Below are 21,953 nucleotides of genomic sequence, written 5' to 3'. Positions count from 1 at the left end.
TCAGCGGCCGGTGGAGCCGTCGATCTGTTCGCGGAGGATGTCGGCGTGACCCGCGTGACGTCCGGTCTCCTCGATCATGTGGGCGAGAACCCAGCGCATCGTCGGCGCGGAGGCCGGGCGCGGGGGATGGGGGATGGGCAGGCTCAGGTCCGGGCAGGCTTCGATCACCCGGTTCGCCTGCTCGACGGCGGTCCGGTAGTCGGCGAGCAACTGCTCCGCCGTCTCCTCGGAGGTGGGCCGCATGCTCCCGGCCCAGTCGGCCGTGTCCTCACCCAGGAAGTAGAACCGTTCGACGACGGTGAGGTGTTTCACCAGTCCCAGGACGCTGGTGCCCGAGGGCACACCGGGGGTGCGGACCTGCGGTTCCGGCGCTCCCGTCGCCTTGTCCGCGACCGCGCTCCGCAGATAGTCGAGAAAGCCGAGCAGAGTGGTCTTCTCGTCGGCGCCGCCGCGTGGGGGCTTGGTGTCGGCCATACGGATCCCTCCTCGGGGGAGTGACTAAGGGGTCGGTCCGGTCCGGTCCGGCACGCCCGGCCGCTGATCGCCGATCACTGATCACTGATCACTGATTACTGATCACGGAGCCACCATGCCCATGCGTCGACCTTCGCGGCAAATATCCATGCCGGAATGGCAACTCCTGTCCGTCCTGGTGCCGAACGGAGAGGGAGGTCATGGCGAATCGGCGCGCCCTCCGGCGTCCAAGGCGTGGGAACGCTCGATCAAGCCGGTCATCGTCCGCCGGAAGTCGAGGCGCTGCCGCTCGGTCCAGCCATCCGTCAGCCGCTCGAAGACCTGCTCCTGCCAGTCATGCGCGTCGGCCAGCATCGTGTGCCCGCGCGAGGTGACCGTCGCGCGGCGTTGCCGACCGTCCGACACCGACGCCCGCAACTCCAGATACCCGGCGTCCGCCGCGCTTCTCACCAGCCGGGACGCCCCGCTCTGGTCCATGCCGATCTCGTGCGCGATCGCGTTGACCGTCGCCGCACTCCCGCGCCGGGTGAGGGTGTGGACCGCCTCGGTGACGAGTACGAGCCGGCCCCTCTCGGCGGTCGGACCGTCCGTGGCCGACGACCTGCGTGACCAGTGGCGTACGAACTCGAACAGCGTCTGTCCCGGCCCGGGTTCGGAGTCCGACCGGGGCGCGTCGTGGCTTCGGCGCGGCCCGCTCATTCCGTGGCCGCCATCTCCCGGCAGATATGGGCCAGTTCGAGCGCGGACCTGAGGTCGGGCAGGCGCAGGGCGGCGGACACCTTGTCCCCTGTTACGCGGAACACCGTGGCCACCCTGGTCGGGGCCTGGCTCTCGGGCCAGGTGGCGTCCTCCTCCACCACCATGAGGCGCTCGCTGATCGGGTGCCACGACCTCGGCACCAGCCTGATCCCGGAACGCGCCACCCACTGGGCGAACTGCTCGGGCGTGATCGGCCCCGCCCCCTTCGGCCCCAGTACGACGACCGGATCGCCGACCGCTTTCGAAGACCGGTCCAGGTCACCGTCGTTCACGCTCGCGTGCCACTCGTTGATGGCTTCTTCCACCGTTGACTCCATGGCGGAAGTCTATGCGAATCACATACATCGGACGACACGCGAACCGCATACATCGGACGACACGGGAGCCCGGCCCACCGCCCACCCCCTCCCGCCCCCTATCAACGGCTGCGGAAGGGGCCGGGCCGATATTCTCAACTCCCCGATCACCACTGGGAATCCACCAAGGAGAACACCGCATGAGCGCCACACCTCTGCCCGCGATCGTCCCTGAGCGGACCGCCCTGCTGGCGATGGACTTCCAGAACGGGACCGTCCCGCGCGCCCCCGAGCCCGACGCCCTGATAGACCGGATCAAGGGCGCCATCGCCGACGTCCGCGCCGTCGGCGGCACCATCGGCCATGTGCGCGCCGGGTTCACCGAGGACGAGTGGGCGGCGGTCCCGGAGACCAACAAGCACTTCACCGCCGTCGTCGCCGCGAAGCGCCTGCACCACGAGGACGCGCTCACGCAGATCGACGCGCGCGTCGCCCCCGAGGACGGCGACATCGTCGTACGCAAGATCCGCGTCGGTGCGGGCTCCACCACCGATCTCCACGAGCAGTTGGGGGCGCGTGGAATCGACACGCTGATCCTCGCCGGGCTCAGCACCAGCGGCGTCGTCCTGTCGACGTTCATGGACGCCATCGACCGCGACTACCGCGTCTTCATCCTGTCCGACGGGGGCGCCGACCTCGACCCCGAGGTCCATCGCGTCCTGGTCGAGAAGGTGTTCCCGAACCGGGGTGGCTATGTCATCGACACCGCCGAGCTGCGCGAGCTGCTCAAGTCCGGCTGACGTTGCCCGAAGCCGGCGTGCGCCGCGTACCGCGGCGGGCGGCCGACGAGTGAACAAAGCCGGCCCCGGGAGCCTGGTGGCTGGGCCCGGGGCCGGCGGCGCCGTCGTACGGCGGTGCGGTGTTGTGCGCGGTCAGACGCCGACGCCGAAGTCCGTCGCGATACCGGAGAGGCCGGAGGCGTAACCCTGGCCGACCGCGCGGAACTTCCACTCGGCGCCGTTGCGGTACAGCTCGCCGAAGACCATCGCGGTCTCGGTGGAGGCGTCCTCCGTCAGGTCGTAGCGCGCCAGTTCGGCGCCGCCGTCCTGGTTCACGACGCGGATGAACGCGTTACGGACCTGGCCGAAGCTCTGGCCGCGGGACTCGGCCTCGTGGATCGAGACGGGGAAGACGATCTTGTCGACGTCGGCGGGGACACCCGCGAGGTTGACCTTCAGCGACTCGTCGTCGCCCTCGCCCTCACCGGTGAGGTTGTCACCGGTGTGCTCGACCGAACCGTCGGGGCTCTTGAGGTTGTTGTAGAAGATGAAGTGCTGGTCGGAGGGGACCTTGCCGGCCGCGTTGACCAGCAGCGCGCTCGCGTCGAGGTCGAAGTCCGCGCCGGTCGTGCTGCGCGCGTCCCAGCCCAGGCCGATGAGCACCGCCGTCAGGCCGGGCGCCTCCTTGCTGAGCGAAACGTTGCCGCCTTTGGAGAGGGAAACTCCCACGATCTTCTCCTGGTGCTCGATGGTATGGACTGAGCAAAATCTACAACACTGTAGAAATTGCGACACAGGTGACTCAGCCATCCACGGGCGCCGCACGGGGAAAGGGCTTGCCCCCGGTGTACTGCGGGCGCCCTAAGGGCAACTTCGTCATGAAAACCGACGGCGTTGTCGGGTTTGTGGCGTCCCGTGTCACGTCCGTCTCAATAAGTTGCGCCTGCCGCCCCGCTTCCCGATGGGGCGGCGGGGGTGGATTTCGACATGACGATGACCAGTGACGTGGACGGCGTGGACGGCGTGGACGGTGGCCACAGAGTCGCCGACGGGGGCCGGGCGGATGCCGGTGACAGACCTGACGCGGGTAGACCCGACGCGGGCAACGGCTCCGATGCGGGCGACAGACCCGACGCGGTCGGGGCCCGCTGCCGTATCGACGTCGACGCCGACGGCACGTACGGCTGGCGGGTGGTCGCGCAGAACGGCCGCGTGGTCGCGGTGTCCGCGCGGCCGTTCCAGGAGTACGACAACTGCCGCAGCTCCTTCGAGGCGCTGTGCCGCGGTCGCGCGCAGCTCGCGGGCGCCGTGCAGCACACCCCGGGAGGCAACGGCTGGATGTGGTTATTACGTAACGCCGAAGGCGGCGTCGTCGCCGTCTCGGCGCGCCCCTACGAGCGGCACTCGACCTGCCGCGCGGCCGGGCAGCGGTTCCGCGCACTGCTGGCCGAGATGGTCGAGGTAACGGGAAGTTGCCCTTAGGGCACACCTCGTTCACATCTCGGTGCGCGCGCGTCAATCACGCACCGGGAGCGTCGGCCGCGTGACGAGAAGAGCGAGTGGGGCGGAAGCGGACGTGCCCCGGAGGCTGTACGCGGACCCCGGCCTGCCCGACCGCGTTTTCCGGGGGGTCGCCCGCGGCGGGGGCGGGCTGGTGCTCGCGGTCATGCTCCTGGTCGGCGGGTTCCTGCTGTACCGGGCCTGGCAGGCGCTGTCCAGGGCGGGTTGGTCGTTCCTGACGACCGAAGCCTGGGAACCGGACGCCGGCCGTTTCGGGATCGCGGCCGTGCTGGTCGGGACCGTGCTGATCGCGGTGGTCGCGATCGTCGTCGCCGTACCGCTCGCGATCGGTGGGGCGCTCTACATATCGGAGTACGCCCCGCCCCGGCTGCGTCAGACCCTGATCGGCGTCGTCGATCTGATGGCGGCGGTGCCGTCCGTCGTCTACGGCCTGTGGGGCCTGTTCTTCTTCGAGGGGCAGATCCTGCCCACCGCCCGCTGGATCGCCACCTACCTGGGCTGGATCCCGATCTTCCGGGTGGCCGGGGCCGACCCGACCGACCCGCTCGCTCCGGAGACCGTCTACACCTCGTCAACTCTCATAGCGGGCATGGTCGTTGCCCTGATGGTCGCGCCGATCGCGTGCTCGGTGATGCGCGAGGTGTTCTCGCAGGCGCCGGTGGGGGAGCGCGAGGGCGCGTTCGCGCTGGGGGCCACCCGCTGGGGCATGATCGCCGACGTCGTCCTGCCGTTCGGCAAGGGCGGCATGATCGGCGGCACGATGCTCGGGCTCGGCCGCGCGCTGGGCGAGACCATCGGGGTCTACCTGATCATCTCGCCGGTCTTCGAGATCCAGTGGCATGTGCTGCAGAGCGGCGCCAGCTCGGTCGCCGCGCTGATCGCCCTGCGGTACGGCGAGGCCAGCCAGTTCGGCATGTCGGCCCTGATGGCCGCGGGCTTCGCCCTCTTCCTGATGACTCTCGTCGTCAACTTCGCCGCGTCGTCCATCGTCGCCCGCAGCCGCTCGGGCGCGGCCAGCGAATGAGGCGGGCGTGAGTGCGGCCGGAGTGCCGGAGTGAGTGAGGCCGGTGCCAATGAGGCCGGTGCGACTGAGACCGGCGTGACTGAGACCGGCGCGACTGGGTGAAGTGCACGGACCGAGCAAGCCGACGAGTCGACGAGTCGATGAGGGGACAGCACAGATGACCATCGCGCCGGAGAGACCGGCCACGCCCGGCGGCAACGCACCCGGCAGCCCCGGTCCGGGCAGCCCTGGTCCGAATCTACGCGCGCCGACCACGGGGGAGCGGCGGCGCTCGCGGAGCCGACTGCGCGCCACCGACGTGTACGCCCTGCTGGGTGCCGCTGCCGCCGCCCTGTCGCTCACCGGGCTGCTGTTCACCCGGCTGCTGCCGTTCAGCGGGACCGTCGGCTTCCTCACCGTCGCGTACGTCCTGTTCCTGCTGCTCTACGGCCTGTTGGTCTCCTTCGACGAGGACGGACCCGCCGTACGGGACCGGATCGCCGCCGTCGTCGTACAGAGCCTCGGCCTGGTGATGGTGACCGCGCTCGCCTGCGTCGTCGTCTACACGCTGTGGGAGGGCCGCAAGGCGCTGCCGCACCTGAACTTCTTCACCCAGGACATGGCCGAGGCGGGGCCGCTCGACCCGCTGACGGCCGGCGGCATCCTGCACGCGATCCTCGGCACCCTGGAACAGATCGCCATCGCGCTCGCCATCACCGTGCCGACCGGGCTGCTCTGCGCGGTCTTCCTCAACGAAGTACCGGGCCGCTTCGCGCGGTTCGTACGGACCGTCGTCGAGGCGATGACCGCGCTCCCGTCGATCGTCGCGGGTCTGTTCATCTACGCGACGATCATCCTCGCGCTCGGCTTCGACCGGTCCGGGTTCGCCGCGTCCCTCGCGCTCGCCGTGATGATGCTGCCGATCATCATCCGGGCGGCCGACGTGGTGATCCGGCTGGTGCCGGGAAATCTGCGCGAAGCGGCGTACGCGCTCGGTACGTCGCGCTGGCGCACCGTCTGGCACGTGGTGCTGCCGACCGCCCGCTCCGGTCTGACGACCTCCGTGATCCTCGGCACCGCGCGCGGGGTCGGCGAGACCTCGCCGGTGCTGCTCACCGCCGGCTTCACCGCCGAGGCGAACGTCGACCCGTTCTCGGGGCCGCAGGTGTCGTTGCCGCTCGCCACCTTCGAGTTCGTCAAGTCGCCCGAACCCACCATGATCGCGCGGGGTTTCGGTACGGCGGCGGTGCTGATGGCCCTGGTTCTCCTGCTGTTCGTCGTCGCCCGTGTCATCGGCGGGCGCGGGCCGGGGCAGTTGACGCGCCGTCAGTAGCATCGTCGGGTGCGGGCCTCCCGGCAGGACGCCGAGCGATTCACCGCCCGAGCGGCCCGAGCCGCCCGAGTCGCCGCAGCCGCCGCAGCCGCCCCGGCCGGCGGTCCGGGCGGCTCCGGCCCCAACTCCCTTACCAAGCAGCCGAGTCCACCCCGTACCCCCGGAAGGAGCACCCCGTGAGACCGGCCACCGTCTCCCGACTCGCCCTGGCGGTAGCCGCGTTGCTCTGCGCGCTGTTCGCCTTCCACGCGCCGGCCGCCGAGGCCGCCTCGTACACCAAGATCAGCGGCGCGGGCTCCACCTGGAGCTCCAACGCGCTCGACCAGTGGCGCCGTAACGTCGCCTCCAACAGCGGCATGACCGTCAACTACGCCGCGCTCGGCTCCTCGGTCGGCCGTGAGCAGTTCAAGAACGGCACCGCCGACTTCGCCGTCTCCGAGATCCCGTACGGGCTGACGGAGGCCGGGGCCACGGACGCGCCGCCCAAGCGCGGTTACGCCTACATGCCGATCGTCGCGGGCGGCACCGCCTTCATGTACAACCTCAAGATCGGTGGCAAGAAGGTCACCAATCTGCGGCTGTCCGGCGAGGTCGTCACCAAGATCTTCACCGGGAAGATCACCATGTGGAACGCCCCGGAGATCCGGTCCGACAATCCCGGGCTCAATCTCCCCGCGCGCCGCGTCATCCCGGTGGTGCGCTCCGACGGCTCGGGGACGACGGCCCAGTTGACCACCTGGATGTCCAAGCAGCACGCCGGTCTGTGGAACGACTACTGCGGCCGGGCGGGACGGTCCACCCCCTGCGGGATGACCTCGTACTTCCCCGTCGTGCCCGGCTCGTCGCACATCGCCAAGTCCGGCTCGCTCGGCGTCTCCGGCTTCACCAAGCAGGGGCACGCCGAAGGGGCGATCACCTACGTCGAGTACTCGTACGCGATCACGACCGGCTTCCCGGTGGCGAAGATGCTCAACTCCGCCGGTTACTACGTCGAACCGACCGCGTCGAGTGTCGCCGTGGCCCTGATGAAGGCCCGTATCAACGAGGACAGGACCTCGCCGAACTATCTGACCCAGATCCTCGACGGTGTCTACCGGTCGCCCGACCGCCGCACGTACACGCTCTCCAGCTACAGCTACATGATCGTGCCGACCAAGACCGAACAGCCCTTCACCACCGCCAAGGGCAGGACGCTCGGCACGTTCGCCAACTACTTCCTCTGCGACGGCCAGCAACAGGCCGAGGAACTGGGCTACTCGCCGCTGCCGAAGAACCTCGTCCAGGCGGGATTCACCCAGGTCCGCAAGATCCCCGGAGCACCCACCGGCAGCATCGACATCGCGAAGTGCCGCAACCCCACCTTCTCCGCCGACGGTTCCAACACCCTCGCCAAGAACGCCCCTTACCCGAAGGCGTGCGACAAGCGCGGGCCGACGCAGTGCGTGGACGGCACGGCGGGCGCCAAGGAGAAGACACCCGTCAAACCCGCCGCATCGGGTGGCGGTTCGGGCGGCGGGACCGGCGGCGCGGGTACGGGCGGCACCGCCGGTACGACCGGCTCCGGCGGCGCCACGGGCGGCGCGGCCACGGCGGGCACGGCGGGCGCGTCCGCCGCCGGCACCACCACCGGTGTGGGCGGGGCCTCCGGCGACACGGCGGGCAGCGTGGCCGGCGGCGTCATCGATCCGGACACCGGCGAGCTGATCGGCGGCGACGGCGCCGGAGACTCCACGGTCGTGGGCAACCCGGTCACGCTCGCCGCCGGCGAGTCGGGCGGCCTGCGCGGCGTACTCATGGCCCTGTCGGCCGTCCTGCTGCTCGGCGTGGTCGTCGGGCCCCCGATCACCGCACGCGCCCTGGCCGCGCGCACCCGACGCAAGGAAGGTTTCCGATGAGCAGGGCCACCTCTGTACGGATACGGCTGACGACAGGCGTCGCCGCGCTGCTCGCCGCCCTCGTGGTGGCGCTGTTCCCGCTGCCCGCCACGACCACCCCGGCGCAGGCGGCCGACTCGGAGCAGGCTGCAGGCTCGGGGCAGGCGGCGGACTCGGCGCGGGCGGCCTCGCGGGCGGCCGGCTCGGCGGTCACGGTGACCGGTAAGAAGGGCAAGTACGACGACTTCTCCTCCCTCAAGGTCACCGTCCACCAGACCGAGCAACTGCGCGCGCAGGGCGTGCGCGTCACCTGGACCGGAGCCAGGCCCACCGAGACGGGCTTCAGGCACAACTACCTTCAGCTGATGCAGTGCTGGGGCGACGACCCGGCCGGGCCCGGACGCGAGCAGTGCCAGTTCGGCGGCAGTGGCGTAACGAGCAGCGGCGGCGGGTGGACCTCGCTGCGGCAGATCGACGGGGCCCCCGACCCGGCGGAGACGGAGTACGTCGACAACGGCCAGGGCGAGAGCTACGTACCGTTCCGCCCCGCCAACGGCGACGCGCCGACCACCGGTTCACGCGACTGGACCTACTTCGGAAACCTCGACACCAACGAGGAGCCGTACGCGATCACCCACGCGGACGGCACGGGCGAGTTCACCTTCCCCATGTACACCGACCAGGAGGCCGACCAGCTCGGCTGCGGCGCTCCCGTGAAACAGGGCGGCACCGTCAAGGGGCGGCCCTGCTGGCTGGTGATCGTGCCGCGCGGCGACCACGACGTCGACGGGACGGCCGGCGGCGCTGCCACCCCGCTCCTCTCCTCCCCGCTCACCGCCTCCAACTGGGCCCAGCGGATGGTCGTCCCGCTCGACTTCCTGCCGGTCGGCAACAGCTGTCCGGCCGACCGGGCGGAGCGCCGGGTGATCGGCTCCGAGCTGCTGACCGACGCCATCTCGTCCTGGCAGCCCGCGGTCTGCTCGTCCCCCGGCGGCGCCAAGTTCGCGTTCAGCCAGAGCGGTGAGGGCGGGGCCAGGGACACGATCTCCCGACCGGCCGCCGGTGCGCCCGGACTCGCCTTCACCGTCGATCCGGTCGAGGCACCCTCCGACGGACCCGACGTGGTCCACGCACCTGTCGCGGTGAGCGGCCTCGCGGTCGGCTTCTTCGTCGAACTGCCCGACTCCGGACAGCTCACCTCGATGAAAATCACCCCCAGACTGCTGGCCAAACTGCTCACCTCCTCGTACCAGAAGGATGTGACACGAAGCCGCCGGGAAATACCCGACCATGTCAAGGACAATCCGCCGAGCCTTTTCCACGACCCGGAATTCAAGGAGATGAACCCGGAGTTCAAGAACTGGGGACCCACATCCCTGCCGCCCATGAGCCTCATGGTGCAGCTCGCGAACACGGACACCACGCGAATGGCCTGGCAGTGGCTCAGATCGGACCGTGAGGCTAAGGAATTCCTCTCGGGCACCACCGACCCCTGGGGCATGAAAGTCAATCCGTTCTTCGCGAACATCGGCCTCGCCACCGACGAGTCCGTGTCGGACTTCCCCAAGGCGGACCCGACCCGCACCACGGTGACCATCGACGGGGCGACCCTGGAGTACGGGACCACCGATGTCGCCCCCTACGTCCAGGACATGCACGACGGCGCGCTGCGCACCCGGCGCGGCAACAACCTGGAAACCACCACGCCCGCCGCGGGCAGCAACGGCTCGCCCGCCAAACTGGTCAACACCCCGCCGCTCCCCGGTGAACGGATGGTCCTCGCGCTCGTGGACGCCGCGTCGGCCGCGCGGTACGGCCTCCAGACGGCGGCCCTGCGCAATGCCGACGGCAGGTTCGTCACGCCCACCACGAGTTCCCTGCTCGCGGGCGTGGCGGCCATGAAGAAGTCTCCCGTGCCGGGCGTGCTCGGGACCGACCCCGGCGCGGCGAAGGGCAGCGCCTACCCGCTGGCCTCGGTCGTGTACGCGGCCGGGTTCACCAGCACCCCGGCGGCGGACCGCGAGGACTACGCCGGTCTCGTCCGGTACGCCGTCGGTGACGGCCAGGCCCCCGGAGTCTCGCCGGGCCAACTCCCGCCCGGCTACGCCCCGCTGCCCGCGGCGCTGCGCACCCAGGCGCTGACGGCCGCGGACCGCCTGCAGAACGCGAAGGAGGCCGGCGAGGACGGCGACACCGCGGGCGGCGGGGACGGCGCGGCCCGGACCGGGGCGTCGGGAGGCGGCGGGTCCACCGCCGGCCTCGACGGCGGAACCGGCACCCCCGGCGGAGCCGCGGGCGGCGGCGACCCGGCCACCGGAGCGGACCCGGACGCGGACCCGGACGCCGCGGCGTCGCCCGACGCCGGCGCGACACCGCCCGACCCGGACAAGCAGAACGTGGCCGAGTCCGGCGGGCTGACCCCGTCCACCGTCCTCGGAATCATCCGCTGGGTGCTGCTCGGCGTACTCGTCGCGGGCGGCCTGGCGGCCCTTTCCGGTCCGGTACTGCTGCGCCTTTCGGCCCGGAAATCAGGGCCGGGCTCTCCAGGAGTCGTCTAGGAAATCATCTCGTAACCTGATCAACCTTATGAGTTGGTGGTCGGCGGCCATCGGATAAGGAAAGGTAATCGGTGGCCGGTCGACGGGCCGGTGACCCAAGAATTCGGAATTCTGCGCCATCGCGTTTCAGTGCTACCGCGTTTCTGCGCCATCGCGTTCTGTGCCACCGCGCTTCCGTGTTCTTTCGGTTTCGCGATTCAGTGTCTTCGCTTGCGTCCATTCCTCGTATCCGTAATGACGGAGGAGAACAGAAGTGAACGTCAAGTCCCGCGCACGTATCGGTGCCCTCGTCGGCGCCACCGCCCTCGCCCTCGGCGCCCTCGCGGTTCCGGCCGCCGCCGATCCCGGCACCGGCAACTACCGGGTGCTCGCCGGTGTCGGCTCGGACACCACCCAGGACGTGCTGAACGGCCTGGGCACCGCCATCGACAGCGGCAGCCTCGTCGCCTCGTACAACGCCACCGGCTCGACGACCGTCAAGACACGTGCGACCAACTGTGTGATCCCGCGCCCCAACGGCTCCTCGGCCGGCATCACCGCGCTGAACAACGCGATCGACAACAACACCGGCTGCATCGACTTCGCGCGCTCCTCGCGCGGCGTGGCCAACACCTCGACGACCGACCTGACCTTCGTCCCGTTCGGCAAGGACGCGGTGACCTTCGCGGTCCGCAGCAACAGCGCGCTGCCCAAGGCGCTGACGACCGCCCAGCTCAAGTCCGTCTACACCTGCGCCACCACCTCGCTGAACGGTGTGGCGCTCACCCCGCTGCTGCCCCAGGCCGGCTCCGGTACCCGCTCCTTCTTCCTCACCTCGCTGGGCCTGACCGAGGCCACCTTCGGCCCGTGTGTCGACGACACCGTCCAGGAGCACAACGGCGAGGCACTGAACAGCGCCGGTGACATCGCCCCGTACTCGATCGCCCAGTACATCGCGCAGGGCAACCAGCCCGGCGACGTCATCGACCGTCGCGGCCTCGCCGTGCTCGGCTCGGTGGACGGTGTCCGGCCGACGCTGACCAACGGCACGCTGAACACCGCCTTCCCGTTCAACCGTGACGTCTACAACGTCGTCCCGACCGCCAAGCTGACCAACGCCACCATCGCCGCCACGTTCGTCGGCACGTCCTCCAAGGTCTGCGCGCAGAGCGCCGTCATCCAGGAGTACGGCTTCGGAACGATCGCCAACTGCGGCAGCACCACCACCAAGGGTGAGAGCTGATCACCATCACCATCAGCTGACCGCGCACCGGCCGGGCACCCCTCAGGGGTGCCCGGCCCCACGGCGTACCCCGGCACCGGTAGACACCACCGCGCATCACCACCGCGCAGCACCGTCAACTCCGCCGACCAGGCCCAACTCCACCGACCCGACAGTCCCATTGGGGGGCGACCCACCATGAGAAACACCGCACTACCAGATGTAGAAGCCGACGCCGACGCCGACGCCGACAGCCGATCGAGAACGTCCGCCGTCACCGCCCTGCTGCTCTGCTGCTCGCTGCTGCTGGCAGCGGCGGCCGCCGTCCTCGGCCTCGCCCCCCAGGCGCGGGCGGCCGAGGACCTCGGCGAGCTGACCTTCGCGACGACGTCGGGCAAGATCGCCGACAACCCCACCTTCCCGAAGGTCAGCACCGACGCGGCCTGCCCCACGGACTTCGGTGAGCAGCTTCAGGTCTCCGTGGTCGTCCCGTCGGGCGGTACGGCCCTGCTCGGCCGGACGACCGCCGGCGCGCCCTACGACCAGGGCCCCGTGACGGCCGACATTCCCACCGGGACGTCGCTGGAGGGCCGACTGACCGCCGCGATTCCCGCCGGACCGCTCGACGGAACGTACGAGATCCGGCTCTTCTGCCGTAACGCGGCCAACTTCGGCCCCGAGTACTTCACCACCCAGATCCAGGTCACCGGCGACTCCTGGGCCGTCAAGGCCGCCGCAGCCACGCCGACCACCACGAGCCTCACCGCGACTCCCGCGAGCACGGCGCCCGTCGGGGCCGAGGTCACACTCAAGGCCGCCGTCACGCCCGGTGACACGGCGGGCAAGGTGACGTTCCTCGACGGCACCGACGTGCTGGGAGCGGTCGATGTCGCCACCGGGACCGCCGAGTTGAAGACGTCCGCGCTCACCGCCGGTGCGCACTCGCTGACCGCGAAATTCGTCCCGGCCGACCCGGCCGCGTTCGACCCGTCCGAGTCCCCGGTCGCCAACTACACGATCAGCGAGGCCGGTTCGTCGCCCCCGCCGGACCCCGACCCGACCGACGAGCCGGCGGACCTCGACGTCACCGACGAGGACGGCACACCGCTGGACGTCAACCCGACGCTCACCGCGGGACAGACCGTCCTCGTGACCGCCCGCGGCTACACCGAGGACGCGAAGGTCAAGGTCGTGCTCACGGGCAGCGAGGAGACCTTCACCGACGCCACCGCCGACGCCGAAGGCACCGTTCCCGACTACGAGTTCACCGTGCCGGACCCGCTGGCGGACGGTTCGTACACCCTCACGCTCACCGAGGACAAGGCGGAGGGCCACCTCGTCGAGTTCGTCTTCAGCCTCGGCGACGCACCCGGCCCCGACCCGAGTCCGAGCCCGTCGGACAGCGCCGACGGCGGGGCGACCGGCGGCTCGACGGAGGGGTCGGGCGGCGGTGACACCGGCGGCTCGGGCGGTTCCGGCGACGGCGGTGGCGGCGGTGGTACGGGGCCGCTCGCGTCGACCGGCACCAGCGCGCTGACCCTGGGGCTGGCCGCGCTCTCCCTGTGCGGGCTCGGCACGGTTTTCGTGCTGCGGGCCCGGCGCGGGGGCCTGTCGCGGTTCTGAGGTACGGGGGGTGGGCCGGGGCCACGGGCTCCGGCCCACCCCCGCCCGCCGCCTTCTCCCTGTCCCCGTCCCTGTTTCAGTCCCTGTCCTGTCCGCGAGGAGCGCACCCGACGTGACGACCGTGCTGACCCCGCCATCCGCCCCACCGCCACCGCCGCTGCCCCCGCCGCCCGTCGCGGCAGCAGCGCCACGTCCGGGCTCCGGCCCCCGGTCCGGGGACGACCGACCCCCGCCCCGCCCCGGGCTCGCGCTCGCCGGGGCGGCCCTGTGCGTGCTCGCCGCCGTACTGCTCGGCTTCGCCGCCAACCTCACCGTCGTCGGACACCTCCAGCACGCCCGCGACCAGCAGACCGGATACGACGAACTGCGCCGGCAACTCGCCCTCGGCACCGCCCCGGTGGGCCAGCGGACCTTCGACGGGAAGCCCCTCGCCATGGGCGCACCCGTCGCACTCCTGCGCATTCCCTCCCTCGGACTGCGCGAGGTCGTCGCCGAGGGCACCACGTCCGGCGTCCTCATGTCGGGCCCCGGCCACCGCCGTGACACCGCGCTGCCCGGCCAGGAGGGCACCAGCGTGATCATGGGCCGCCAGTGGGGTTACGGCAGCCCGTTCAACGCACTGGGAAAGCTGACCCCCGGCACGCCGATCGAGGTGACGACCGGTCAGGGCAAGGCGGTGTACGAGGTGTTGGGCGTCCGCCACCCCGGCGACAAGCTGCCCACCCCCCTCGCCCAGGGCCGTGGCCGGCTCACCCTCATGACCGCGTCGGGCCCCGCGTACACCCCCGCCGGTGTGCTGCGCGTCGACGCCGCGCTCACCACCCCGATCCAGCCCAGCCCGCCGAGACCTCTCCGCAGCGGCTGGATCGGCCCCGCCGAGGAGGCCCTCGGCGGCGACAACGGAGCCTGGCTCGCCGTCTTCCTCTGGTCGCAGGCCCTGCTGCTGGCCGCACTCGCCACCGTCTGGCTGCACCGGGTGTGGGGGACCTGGCAGACCTGGATCACCGCCGGCCCCGTGCTGACCGCACTCGGTATCGCCGTCTCCGGCGCCGCCACCCGCATCCTGCCCAACCTGCTCTGAAAACAAGGGAGTTGCCTCACCATGACCGCCGTCACGACATCCCTGCCCACAGCCGCCGCGAGCAGCGGCACGGCGTCCCCCGCGACGCTCGAAGCCGAGGAGATCTCCGCCTGGTTCGCCGACCACAAGGTCCTCGACCGGGTCTCGCTCACCATGCCGGCCCTGGAGGTCACCGCCCTCATCGGCCCGTCCGGCTGCGGCAAGTCGACCTTCCTGCGCATCCTCAACCGGATGCACGAACTGATCGGCTCCGCCTCCCTCGCCGGGCGGGTGCTGCTCGACGGCGACGACATCTACGACCGGGGCCGCCGGATCACCCGGGCCCGCCGCGAGATCGGCATGGTCTTCCAGAAGCCCAACCCGTTCCCCGCGATGTCCCTGTACGACAACGTCCTCGCGGGCCTGAAGCTGAACGGCATCAGGGCGGGCAGCTCCGGCAAGGACGACCTGGTCGAGGAGTGTCTGACCAAGGCCGGCCTGTGGCGCGAGGTCAAGGACCGCCTCCGCCAGCCCGGTGGCGCGCTCTCCGGCGGCCAGCAGCAACGCCTTTGCATCGCAAGGTCGTTGGCGGTACGCCCCCGGGTGCTGCTGATGGACGAACCGTGCTCCGCGCTGGACCCGACCTCCACGCGCCGTATCGAGGAGACCATCGCCGACCTCAAGGAGGAGGTCACCATCGTCATCGTCACGCACAACATGCAGCAGGCGGCGCGCGTCTCCGACCACTGCGCGTTCTTCCTCGCCGAACAGGGCACGCCCGGCGTGATCGTCGAACACGGAACGACCGACGCGATGTTCAACTCTCCGCAGGACGCGCGGACTTCGGACTACGTGAACGGCCGCTTCGGATGATGCGAGGCGGGCGGAGCGGGCGGAAACCGCGGCGCGGGCGCGGACCGGTCCTGTGTGCGCTGCTCGTCGCGCTCACCGCGTGTGGTACGTCTCCTACGTCCCCCACGCCCCAGGAGGCCGCGCGCACCGCCGCCGCACCGCCGGCCGCACGGACACCCCGGCCCGAACCCCCGCCCCCGTCCCCGCCCCCGCCCCCGCCCCCGCCCCCGCCCCCGAGTACGACGGACGGGCTCCCGAACTCGCCACGGTTCCCTCCCCGCGTACCCGAGCCGACACCGACGCCGCCCACCACCCCGAGCGCGCCGAAAGCCCCCACCGCACCGCCGACCGGGAAACCGGCCACGACCGCCACGTCCGCCCCGCCCAGCAGGACCTCCACGAAGACCACCGCGACCACCCTGCGGATCGGATCCTGGTCCACCCGCATCGTCCGCGGCGGCCAGGAAGCCGTCGACGCCTGCCGCGACGCCGTCCAGTGGGCGGGCCCGGACCTCGGCACCGAGAACGGCTACGCGATGCGTACGGCGGTCGTCGTCGGTCACGACTTCTGCGGCTTCGGACAACTCGCGACGCTGCCGATCGGCACGGAGGTCACCGTGGAGACCCCTCGCGCGACGCTCCACTACCGGGTCTACGCCCGCCATCTCACGCCGGGCCGCGGCGCCCCTGCCCACGGCCTGTACTGGGGCGACCTCACGCTCCAGTCCTGCGTGGGCCCGGACACGGGCTTCTCCTACCTGGTTCGCGTGTGACGTCCAACCCGGGCTTCCATACTGGGCACATGTGGAAGTGGTCGTTGACATCCGTGGGCGTGAACCTGCTGTTGGGAGTCCCGGCTGTCGTGCCGGTATGGCTGTTGTGGTACTTCGCGGCGAACTGGCCGCTCGCGGCGGTCGGTTGGACGCAACGCAACCCGACGGAGAACGACGGCATGCTGCCGTGGTTTCTGGTCGGGGCGCCGCTGGTGGTCGGGTTCACACTGCTCTGGTGGCTCGCCAACCGCCCCGTACGGCGCCGGATTCCGCTGGAGTCCCCGCTGTACTGGCCGATCAGCGCCCTGGTGGCGTTGGTGCCGACGTTCACCCTCGTGATCGTGTCCGTGCTCGTTCCCTGAGCGGGTGAGCGGCTGAGTGATGACCGCCCGGCCGTGTCCGATTCGTACAAGACCCCGTCCGACCAGCGCGTCTACGGTCCTCCGTATGAGCACAGACACCGACCCGCGGCTGGGACTGAACAGAGCCGTCGAGTCACACCCGGCCCATGTGGTCGAGGCCGCCGACGACCAGGACGTGGTGGCCGCCGTCAGACTGGCCGCCGAGGAGAAGCGGGCCGTCGGTGTGCTGGCCACCGGGCACGGGCCGAGCGTGGCCGCCGACGGCGCCGTACTCGTCAATACGCGGCGGATGGCGGGCGTACGCGTCGACGCCGCCCGCGCGACGGCGTGGATCGAGGCGGGCGCGCGCTGGCGTGACGTGCTGGCGCACACCGCCCCGCACGGGCTGGCCCCGCTGAACGGCTCCAGCCCCAACGTCGGCGCCGTCGGCTATCTCGTCGGTGGCGGGGCCGGGCTGCTGGGGCGGCGATTCGGGTTCGCCGCCGATCATGTGCGGCGGCTGCGGCTGGTCACCGCCGACGGCCGGCTCCGGGAGGTGACGGCCGACGCGGACCCCGACCTCTTCTGGGCCGTACGCGGCGGCAAGGACAACTTCGGCCTGGTCGTCGGCATGGAGGTCGACCTGTTCCCGGTCTCGCGGCTGTACGGCGGCGGGCTCTACTTCCCCGGTGAGGCCACCGCCGAGGTGCTGCACGCCTACGCCGACTGGGTCCGGCAGGTGCCCGAGGCCATGGCGTCGTCCGTGCTGCTGGCCCGGAACCCCGACCTGCCCGACGTACCGGAGCCGCTGCGCGGGCGCTTCGTCACCCACCTCCGTATCGCCTACAGCGGCGACCCGGCGGACGGCGAGCGCCTGGTGCGTCCGCTGCGCGGCCTCCGCCCCGCGGCCCTGCTCGACACCGTGCGGGACCTGCCGTACGCCGACGTCGGCACGATCCACCATGAGCCCACGTCCGCGCCGTACGTCGCCCACGACCGCAACCTGCTGCTGGGCGAGCTGACCGCCGGGACGGTCGACACCGTCGTGGCGCTGGCCGGACCGGACTCCGGCGCGTCGTTCGTCACCGAGCTGCGGCACTTCGGCGGCGCGTACGCCCGCCCGCCGAAGGTCCCCAACTGTGTCGGCGGACGCGACGCGGCGTTCTCCCTCTTCACCGGCGCCGTCCCCGAACCGGACACCCTGCGGCGGCGCGACGACCTGCTCGCCCGGCTGCGCCCCTGGAGCACCGGCGGGATCAACCTCAACTTCGCGGGCGTCGAGGACACCGGCCCCGACCGCGTGCGCGCCGCCTACACCCCGGCCGACTTCGACCGGCTGCGGACCGTCAAGGCCCGCCACGACCCCGACAACATGTTCCGGATCAACTTCAACATCCCACCGAAGGGGGATGACAGATGAGGCCACGCATCGGAATCGGACTTCCCGCCGCCGTGCCGGGCACGGACTACTCGTCTGTCGGGCACTGGGCCGCCGAGAGTGAGCGGCGGGGTTTCCACTCGCTGGGTGTGATCGACCGGCTGGTGTACGACAATCTCGACCCGCTGGTGGCGCTGGCCGCCGCGGCGGCCCGAACCGAACGTATCGAACTGCTGACCACTGTCCTCAACGCCGGCTACCGGGCCAATCCGGTCGTCCTCGCCAAGCAGATCGACTCGGTCGAACGGCTCTCCGCGGGGCGGCTGACCGTGGGGCTCGGCATGGGCGGCTGGCCCGAGGACTACGCCGCCAGTGACGTACCGACGGCCGGACGGGGCGCCGCCTTCGAGGCGGCCCTCGCGACGATGCGGGAGGTGTGGCGCGGTGACGTCGCCGGCGTGTCCGGGCCGATCCCCGCCCTGCCGCCGGGGCGACCGGCGCTGCTGCTGGCCGGACTCGTACCCGCCGGGTTCGCCCGGGCCGCCGCCCTGTCGGACGGCTGGGTGGCGCCGTCGTTCGGTCTGGAGACGCTGGAGACGGGCGTCGCCGCCGTACGCCGGGAGTGGGCGCGGGCCGGACGCGCGGGGCGGCCACGGATCGTCGCCGAGCGGTACTTCTGCCTGGGGCCGGGCGCGGTGGAGACCGCCGAGGCGTACGTGGCCCACTACTACGGCGCCGCGTACCTTCCCCAGGTCCGTCCCGACGTCATCACCGACACCCGCCACCTGCACGAGGAGATCGACCGCCTCGGGAAGGCGGGCGCCGACGATCTGGTGCTGTTCCCCTGTTCGGGGGCGCCCGAACAGGTCGGTCTGCTGGCCGACGCCCTCGACGAGAAGTAGGGAGAACGACGAGATGAGAGAGAACGACGACAGGAGCGAGAGCGAGAGGGAGGGAGCCCGATGACCGCCTCCGAAGGATCGGACCTCACCGAACTGGTCAACGTCGGCCGCTCCGTGGCCGGGCACTTCGCGACCATCGGTATCACCCGGATCGCGCAGCTGGCGGGCGAGGACCCGGTCGAGCTGTACGAGCGGATGTCGGCGGCCGCGGGTCAACGGCACGACCCGTGTCTGCTCGACACCGTGATGTCCGCCGTGGACCAGGCCGAAGGACTGCCGGCCCGCCCGTGGTGGCACTACACCCCCGAGCGCAAACGGCTCCGGGCCGGGCAGGGCGAGTAGGCCGGGCGCGGCGGCTGACGGGCCCTAAGGTCTGCTGCAGTAACAGCAGGTGCTGCGGTATGTCCTTGATGCTCCAGCCCGTCCTTGAGGAGATGAACGCATGCGGACACTCTTGCGCGGCGGCCGAGTCGCCGACGGTGGTGAACCGGTGCCCGCCGAGGGGGAGTCGCGGACCGGCGCGCTGCCCCGCCGGGCGTCTCGGGGCGGGTCGCGATGACGGCCGCGCGCGCCGACGCGACCGTACGGGACCTCCTCGCCGACATCGAGACCCTCGTACGCTGCGAGTCCCCGTCGTCCGACCGCGAGGCCGTCGCCCGCAGCGCGGACGCCGTGACGGCGCTCGGACGCCGGCTGCTCGACGCCGAACCGGACCGCGTCGTGATCGACGGCAGTACGCATCTGCGGTGGCGGTTCGGCGGGACACCGCGCGTCCTGCTGCTCGGGCACCACGACACGGTGTGGCCCATGGGCACGCTGGAGACGCACCCGTACTCCGTCCGCGACGGCGTGCTGCGCGGGCCGGGCTGCTTCGACATGAAGGCGGGCGTCGTGATGGCGCTGCACGCCGCCGCGTCGGTCCGTGGCCGGGCGGGGCTGTCGATCCTGATCACTGGTGACGAGGAGTTGGGCTCGCCGTCGTCACGGAGCCTGATCGAGGCGGAGGCGCGCGGCTGCGAGGCGGTGTTCGTGCTGGAGGCGTCGGCCGACGGCGGGGCGCTGAAGTGCCGCCGCAAGGGCGTGTCCCTGTACCGGATCGATGTCGAGGGCCGGGCCGCGCACGCCGGGCTCGAACCGGAGAAGGGCGTGAACGCCGGGGTGGAGATCGCCCATCAGATCCTCGCCGTGGCCGCGCTCGCCGATCCGGAACGCGGCACGAGCGTCGTGCCGACCGCGCTGTCCGCCGGTACGACGACCAACACCGTCCCCGCCCGCGCGAGCGTGGCGCTCGACGTACGGGTGTGGGACGCGGCCGAACAGCGGCGGGTCGACCGGGCCGTACGTGAACTCCGGCCGGTACTGGCCGGCGCGCGGATCAGCATCGCGGGCGGCATCAACCGCCCGCCGCTCCAGGCGGAGGCGTCGTCGGGGCTGTTCGCCCTGGCCACGTCGCTCGCCGCCGGGCTCGGCCTCGGCCCGCTCACGGCCGCCGCCGTCGGCGGTGCGTCTGACGGGAACTTCACGGCGGGCGTCGGGGTCCCCACGCTGGACGGCCTGGGCGCGGTGGGTGGCGGGGCGCACGCGGACGACGAACACGTCGTGGTGGCCGAACTCCCGCGACGTACCGCCCTGTTGACGGCTCTCGTCGAAGCCGTACTCGACGAAGCCACCCCCGCCCCGGCCGACGTCGCGCCGCGCGGATGAGCGGTGAACTCCGTGCCGTACGACGGCGCCAGGGGCGAGACCAGGGACGACGCCAGGGGCGATGCCAGGGACGGCGCCGGCGACGACTCCTCCGTGGCCCGGTTCTACGACCGGCTCGCCGCCGACTACCACCTCATCTACGACGACTGGGACGGCGCGACGGAGCGCCAGGGCCGCGCCCTGGACACGGTGATCCGCTCAGCCCTCGGTACGGCGCCCGCCACAGTGCTGGACTGCGCGTGCGGCATCGGTACGCAAGCCGTCGGCCTCGCGCTGCGGGGCCACCGGGTCACCGGCACCGACATCAGCCCGGCCGCCGCCGCCCGCGCGGGGCGGGAAGCGGCCCGGCGAGGGCTGGAGATGCCGGTGCGGGCGGCCGACATGCGGGCGCTCCCGTTCGGGGACGGCACCTTCGACGCCGTCGTGTGCGCCGACAACTCCCTGCCCCATTTCCTCACCGACGAGGACCTGTTGACCGCGCTGGGCGAGATGCGCCGCGTGCTGCGGAGCGACGGGCTGCTGCTGATCAGCACCCGCCCCTACGACCGGATCCGCCGGTCGCGCCCCGCCTCGACCGCCCCGCAGCTCCACGGCGCGGGCAGCGGACGCACCGTCACCTTCCAGCTCTGGGACTGGCACGAGGACGGCGAGCGCTACGACTTGGAGCACTTCCAGCTGATCCCCGCCGGCGACGACTGGCGCGTCGAGGTGCGGCGTACGACCTACCGGGCCCTCACCGAGGGGCAGTTGGCCGGTCTCGTGACCGAGGCGGGATTCGACGCGCCCATGTGGCGACAGCCCGAGGACACCGGCTTCTTCCAGCCGCTGCTCACGGCGCGAAGGCGCGCCGCACGGTGAGCGCGAGCGCCGCGCGGCGGCGCGCGTGGTCGGACTCCGGTTCGTCCTTGCTCGCGGTGTACATGACGCTGGCCGGTGACCAGGTCATCGACAGGGCGGTGACCATGGCGAGCACGTCCCCCGCAGGGATCGACGGATCGACGGCGCCCGCCGTCTGCGCGTCGGTGATCGACCGCAGCTTCTCGTCGTCGTGGCCCGGCATGAAGTGGTACAGATCCCCGGTCGGGGTGCGTTCCAGCCGGGCCCAGGTGGCCAGGCGGACCAGCTCCGGATGGACGAGATACGCGTCGTAGAGCCGGACCGCGTAGCCGGGGAGATCGTCGCCGGTGACCGGGACCGTACCGACGATCAGGTCCAGATGCTCCGCGAAGACGGCGTCGAACAACTTGTCCTTGTTGCCGAAGTACGCGTACAGCTGCGCCTTGTTGACCTGGGCGGCGGCGGAGATCCGGTCGACGCGGGCGCCCGCGATACCGTACGCGGCGAACTCCGCCGTCGCCGCGTCGAGCAGCCGGCGGCGGGACGCCTGTCCCGCGCTGGTGATCTGTCCCGTCTTCATGGCCCCAGGCTAAGCCAACTGGTCGGTCGGCCCGTTCGGCCGTTCCGTCGGCTGTTCACCCCTCACCCGGTTCACTCCTCACTGGCTCACTCCTCACTCGGCTCA

The 21,953-nt window shown here is 71.4% G+C and carries 22 protein-coding genes; 17 read left to right on the top strand and 5 right to left on the bottom strand.

The window, feature by feature from the left end; translation table 11 throughout:
* From ACFUN8_RS08980 to ACFUN8_RS08970, 3 genes are all read right to left on the bottom strand, one after another.
* The gene (locus ACFUN8_RS08980; protein WP_383633718.1) at positions 1-474 is read right to left on the bottom strand and encodes a DinB family protein; all 474 of its coding nucleotides are present in this window, start codon (positions 472-474) and stop codon (positions 1-3) included.
* A 198-nt stretch (positions 475-672) separates the two neighbouring features.
* Positions 673-1,173, bottom strand: coding sequence for a MarR family winged helix-turn-helix transcriptional regulator (locus ACFUN8_RS08975; RefSeq protein ID WP_383633716.1), 501 nt, complete (start codon positions 1,171-1,173; stop codon positions 673-675).
* Positions 1,170-1,550: a hypothetical protein gene (locus tag ACFUN8_RS08970; protein ID WP_383633714.1), complete on the bottom strand. Its 381-nt coding sequence runs from the start codon at positions 1,548-1,550 to the stop codon at positions 1,170-1,172. Before ACFUN8_RS08970 ends, ACFUN8_RS08975 begins: the two co-directional genes overlap by 4 nt.
* A gap of 179 nt (positions 1,551-1,729) precedes the next feature.
* Between ACFUN8_RS08970 and ACFUN8_RS08965 the strand changes: the two genes are divergently transcribed.
* Entirely contained in the window at positions 1,730-2,329 is a 600-nt protein-coding gene (locus ACFUN8_RS08965; protein ID WP_383633712.1) for a cysteine hydrolase family protein, read from the top strand.
* A 132-nt stretch (positions 2,330-2,461) separates the two neighbouring features.
* Here ACFUN8_RS08965 and ACFUN8_RS08960 read toward each other — a convergent pair whose 3' ends face one another.
* A complete protein-coding gene (locus tag ACFUN8_RS08960) occupies positions 2,462-3,037 on the bottom strand; it encodes a TerD family protein (protein ID WP_023538067.1) in 576 nt (191 codons plus the stop codon).
* A gap of 258 nt (positions 3,038-3,295) precedes the next feature.
* Between ACFUN8_RS08960 and ACFUN8_RS08955 the strand changes: the two genes are divergently transcribed.
* From ACFUN8_RS08955 to ACFUN8_RS08880, 16 genes are all read left to right on the top strand, one after another.
* The gene (locus ACFUN8_RS08955) at positions 3,296-3,790 is read left to right on the top strand and encodes a hypothetical protein (RefSeq protein WP_383633710.1); all 495 of its coding nucleotides are present in this window, start codon (positions 3,296-3,298) and stop codon (positions 3,788-3,790) included.
* A 61-nt stretch (positions 3,791-3,851) separates the two neighbouring features.
* Positions 3,852-4,853 carry a phosphate ABC transporter permease subunit PstC gene (gene pstC, locus ACFUN8_RS08950; protein ID WP_383633708.1) on the top strand — a complete coding sequence of 334 codons (1,002 nt, stop codon included), beginning with the start codon at positions 3,852-3,854 and terminating at the stop codon, positions 4,851-4,853.
* 157 nt (positions 4,854-5,010) lie between these two features.
* Positions 5,011-6,165, top strand: a complete 1,155-nt coding sequence (gene pstA / locus ACFUN8_RS08945) for a phosphate ABC transporter permease PstA (protein ID WP_383633706.1) — start codon at positions 5,011-5,013, stop codon at positions 6,163-6,165.
* Positions 6,166-6,341: 176 nt separating this feature from the next.
* The gene (gene pstS / locus ACFUN8_RS08940; protein WP_383633704.1) at positions 6,342-8,060 is read left to right on the top strand and encodes a phosphate ABC transporter substrate-binding protein PstS; all 1,719 of its coding nucleotides are present in this window, start codon (positions 6,342-6,344) and stop codon (positions 8,058-8,060) included.
* A complete protein-coding gene (locus ACFUN8_RS08935) occupies positions 8,057-10,597 on the top strand; it encodes a hypothetical protein (RefSeq protein WP_383633702.1) in 2,541 nt (846 codons plus the stop codon). Before pstS ends, ACFUN8_RS08935 begins: the two co-directional genes overlap by 4 nt.
* A 253-nt stretch (positions 10,598-10,850) precedes the next feature.
* Positions 10,851-11,819, top strand: coding sequence for a hypothetical protein (locus tag ACFUN8_RS08930; RefSeq protein ID WP_383633699.1), 969 nt, complete (start codon positions 10,851-10,853; stop codon positions 11,817-11,819).
* Positions 11,820-11,996: 177 nt separating this feature from the next.
* On the top strand, positions 11,997-13,421 hold the full coding sequence (locus tag ACFUN8_RS08925) for an Ig-like domain-containing protein (protein WP_383633696.1): 1,425 nt from the start codon (positions 11,997-11,999) through the stop codon (positions 13,419-13,421).
* A 112-nt stretch (positions 13,422-13,533) separates the two neighbouring features.
* A complete protein-coding gene (locus ACFUN8_RS08920) occupies positions 13,534-14,502 on the top strand; it encodes a sortase (protein WP_383633693.1) in 969 nt (322 codons plus the stop codon).
* A gap of 21 nt (positions 14,503-14,523) precedes the next feature.
* Positions 14,524-15,354: a phosphate ABC transporter ATP-binding protein gene (locus ACFUN8_RS08915; RefSeq protein WP_383633691.1), complete on the top strand. Its 831-nt coding sequence runs from the start codon at positions 14,524-14,526 to the stop codon at positions 15,352-15,354.
* Positions 15,354-16,106, top strand: a complete 753-nt coding sequence (locus tag ACFUN8_RS08910) for a hypothetical protein (protein WP_383633688.1) — start codon at positions 15,354-15,356, stop codon at positions 16,104-16,106. The genes ACFUN8_RS08915 and ACFUN8_RS08910 overlap by 1 nt, the downstream gene beginning before the upstream one ends.
* 53 nt (positions 16,107-16,159) lie before the next feature.
* A complete protein-coding gene (locus tag ACFUN8_RS08905) occupies positions 16,160-16,468 on the top strand; it encodes a hypothetical protein (protein ID WP_383633813.1) in 309 nt (102 codons plus the stop codon).
* 85 nt (positions 16,469-16,553) lie between these two features.
* On the top strand, positions 16,554-17,867 hold the full coding sequence (locus ACFUN8_RS08900; RefSeq protein WP_383633685.1) for an FAD-binding oxidoreductase: 1,314 nt from the start codon (positions 16,554-16,556) through the stop codon (positions 17,865-17,867).
* Positions 17,864-18,727, top strand: coding sequence for an LLM class flavin-dependent oxidoreductase (locus ACFUN8_RS08895; RefSeq protein ID WP_383633682.1), 864 nt, complete (start codon positions 17,864-17,866; stop codon positions 18,725-18,727). Before ACFUN8_RS08900 ends, ACFUN8_RS08895 begins: the two co-directional genes overlap by 4 nt.
* 60 nt (positions 18,728-18,787) lie before the next feature.
* Entirely contained in the window at positions 18,788-19,069 is a 282-nt protein-coding gene (locus tag ACFUN8_RS08890) for a helix-hairpin-helix domain-containing protein (RefSeq protein ID WP_383633679.1), read from the top strand.
* Positions 19,070-19,282: 213 nt separating this feature from the next.
* A complete protein-coding gene (locus ACFUN8_RS08885) occupies positions 19,283-20,431 on the top strand; it encodes a M20 family metallopeptidase (RefSeq protein ID WP_383633676.1) in 1,149 nt (382 codons plus the stop codon).
* 93 nt (positions 20,432-20,524) lie between these two features.
* Complete coding sequence (locus tag ACFUN8_RS08880; RefSeq protein WP_383633811.1) at positions 20,525-21,289, top strand: class I SAM-dependent methyltransferase; 765 nt, start codon at positions 20,525-20,527, stop codon at positions 21,287-21,289.
* Here the strand turns inward: ACFUN8_RS08880 and ACFUN8_RS08875 are convergent.
* Positions 21,261-21,848: a TetR family transcriptional regulator gene (locus ACFUN8_RS08875; RefSeq protein WP_383633673.1), complete on the bottom strand. Its 588-nt coding sequence runs from the start codon at positions 21,846-21,848 to the stop codon at positions 21,261-21,263. The two genes, ACFUN8_RS08880 and ACFUN8_RS08875, sit on opposite strands and share 29 nt — an antisense overlap.
* Between the last annotated feature and the right edge of the window lie 105 nt (positions 21,849-21,953).

Origin of the sequence: Streptomyces sp. NPDC057307 (genome assembly GCF_042667665.1) — a bacterium.
Lineage (GTDB): Bacteria > Actinomycetota > Actinomycetes > Streptomycetales > Streptomycetaceae > Streptomyces.
This window is presented reverse-complemented; position numbering and strand designations above follow the sequence as displayed.

Excerpts from the sequence above, each read along its gene's own strand:
- ACFUN8_RS08980 (WP_383633718.1), bottom strand. The coding sequence starts at position 474 with ATGGCCGACACCAAGCCCCCACGCGGCGGCGCCGACGAGAAGACCACT.
- ACFUN8_RS08975 (WP_383633716.1), bottom strand. The coding sequence starts at position 1,173 with ATGAGCGGGCCGCGCCGAAGCCACGACGCGCCCCGGTCGGACTCCGAA.
- ACFUN8_RS08970 (WP_383633714.1), bottom strand. The coding sequence starts at position 1,550 with ATGGAGTCAACGGTGGAAGAAGCCATCAACGAGTGGCACGCGAGCGTG.
- ACFUN8_RS08965 (WP_383633712.1), top strand. The coding sequence starts at position 1,730 with ATGAGCGCCACACCTCTGCCCGCGATCGTCCCTGAGCGGACCGCCCTG.
- ACFUN8_RS08955 (WP_383633710.1), top strand. The coding sequence starts at position 3,296 with ATGACGATGACCAGTGACGTGGACGGCGTGGACGGCGTGGACGGTGGC.
- pstA (WP_383633706.1), top strand. The coding sequence starts at position 5,011 with ATGACCATCGCGCCGGAGAGACCGGCCACGCCCGGCGGCAACGCACCC.
- ACFUN8_RS08935 (WP_383633702.1), top strand. The coding sequence starts at position 8,057 with ATGAGCAGGGCCACCTCTGTACGGATACGGCTGACGACAGGCGTCGCC.
- ACFUN8_RS08925 (WP_383633696.1), top strand. The coding sequence starts at position 11,997 with ATGAGAAACACCGCACTACCAGATGTAGAAGCCGACGCCGACGCCGAC.
- ACFUN8_RS08915 (WP_383633691.1), top strand. The coding sequence starts at position 14,524 with ATGACCGCCGTCACGACATCCCTGCCCACAGCCGCCGCGAGCAGCGGC.
- ACFUN8_RS08910 (WP_383633688.1), top strand. The coding sequence starts at position 15,354 with ATGCGAGGCGGGCGGAGCGGGCGGAAACCGCGGCGCGGGCGCGGACCG.
- ACFUN8_RS08900 (WP_383633685.1), top strand. The coding sequence starts at position 16,554 with ATGAGCACAGACACCGACCCGCGGCTGGGACTGAACAGAGCCGTCGAG.
- ACFUN8_RS08895 (WP_383633682.1), top strand. The coding sequence starts at position 17,864 with ATGAGGCCACGCATCGGAATCGGACTTCCCGCCGCCGTGCCGGGCACG.
- ACFUN8_RS08890 (WP_383633679.1), top strand. The coding sequence starts at position 18,788 with ATGACCGCCTCCGAAGGATCGGACCTCACCGAACTGGTCAACGTCGGC.
- ACFUN8_RS08885 (WP_383633676.1), top strand. The coding sequence starts at position 19,283 with ATGACGGCCGCGCGCGCCGACGCGACCGTACGGGACCTCCTCGCCGAC.
- ACFUN8_RS08875 (WP_383633673.1), bottom strand. The coding sequence starts at position 21,848 with ATGAAGACGGGACAGATCACCAGCGCGGGACAGGCGTCCCGCCGCCGG.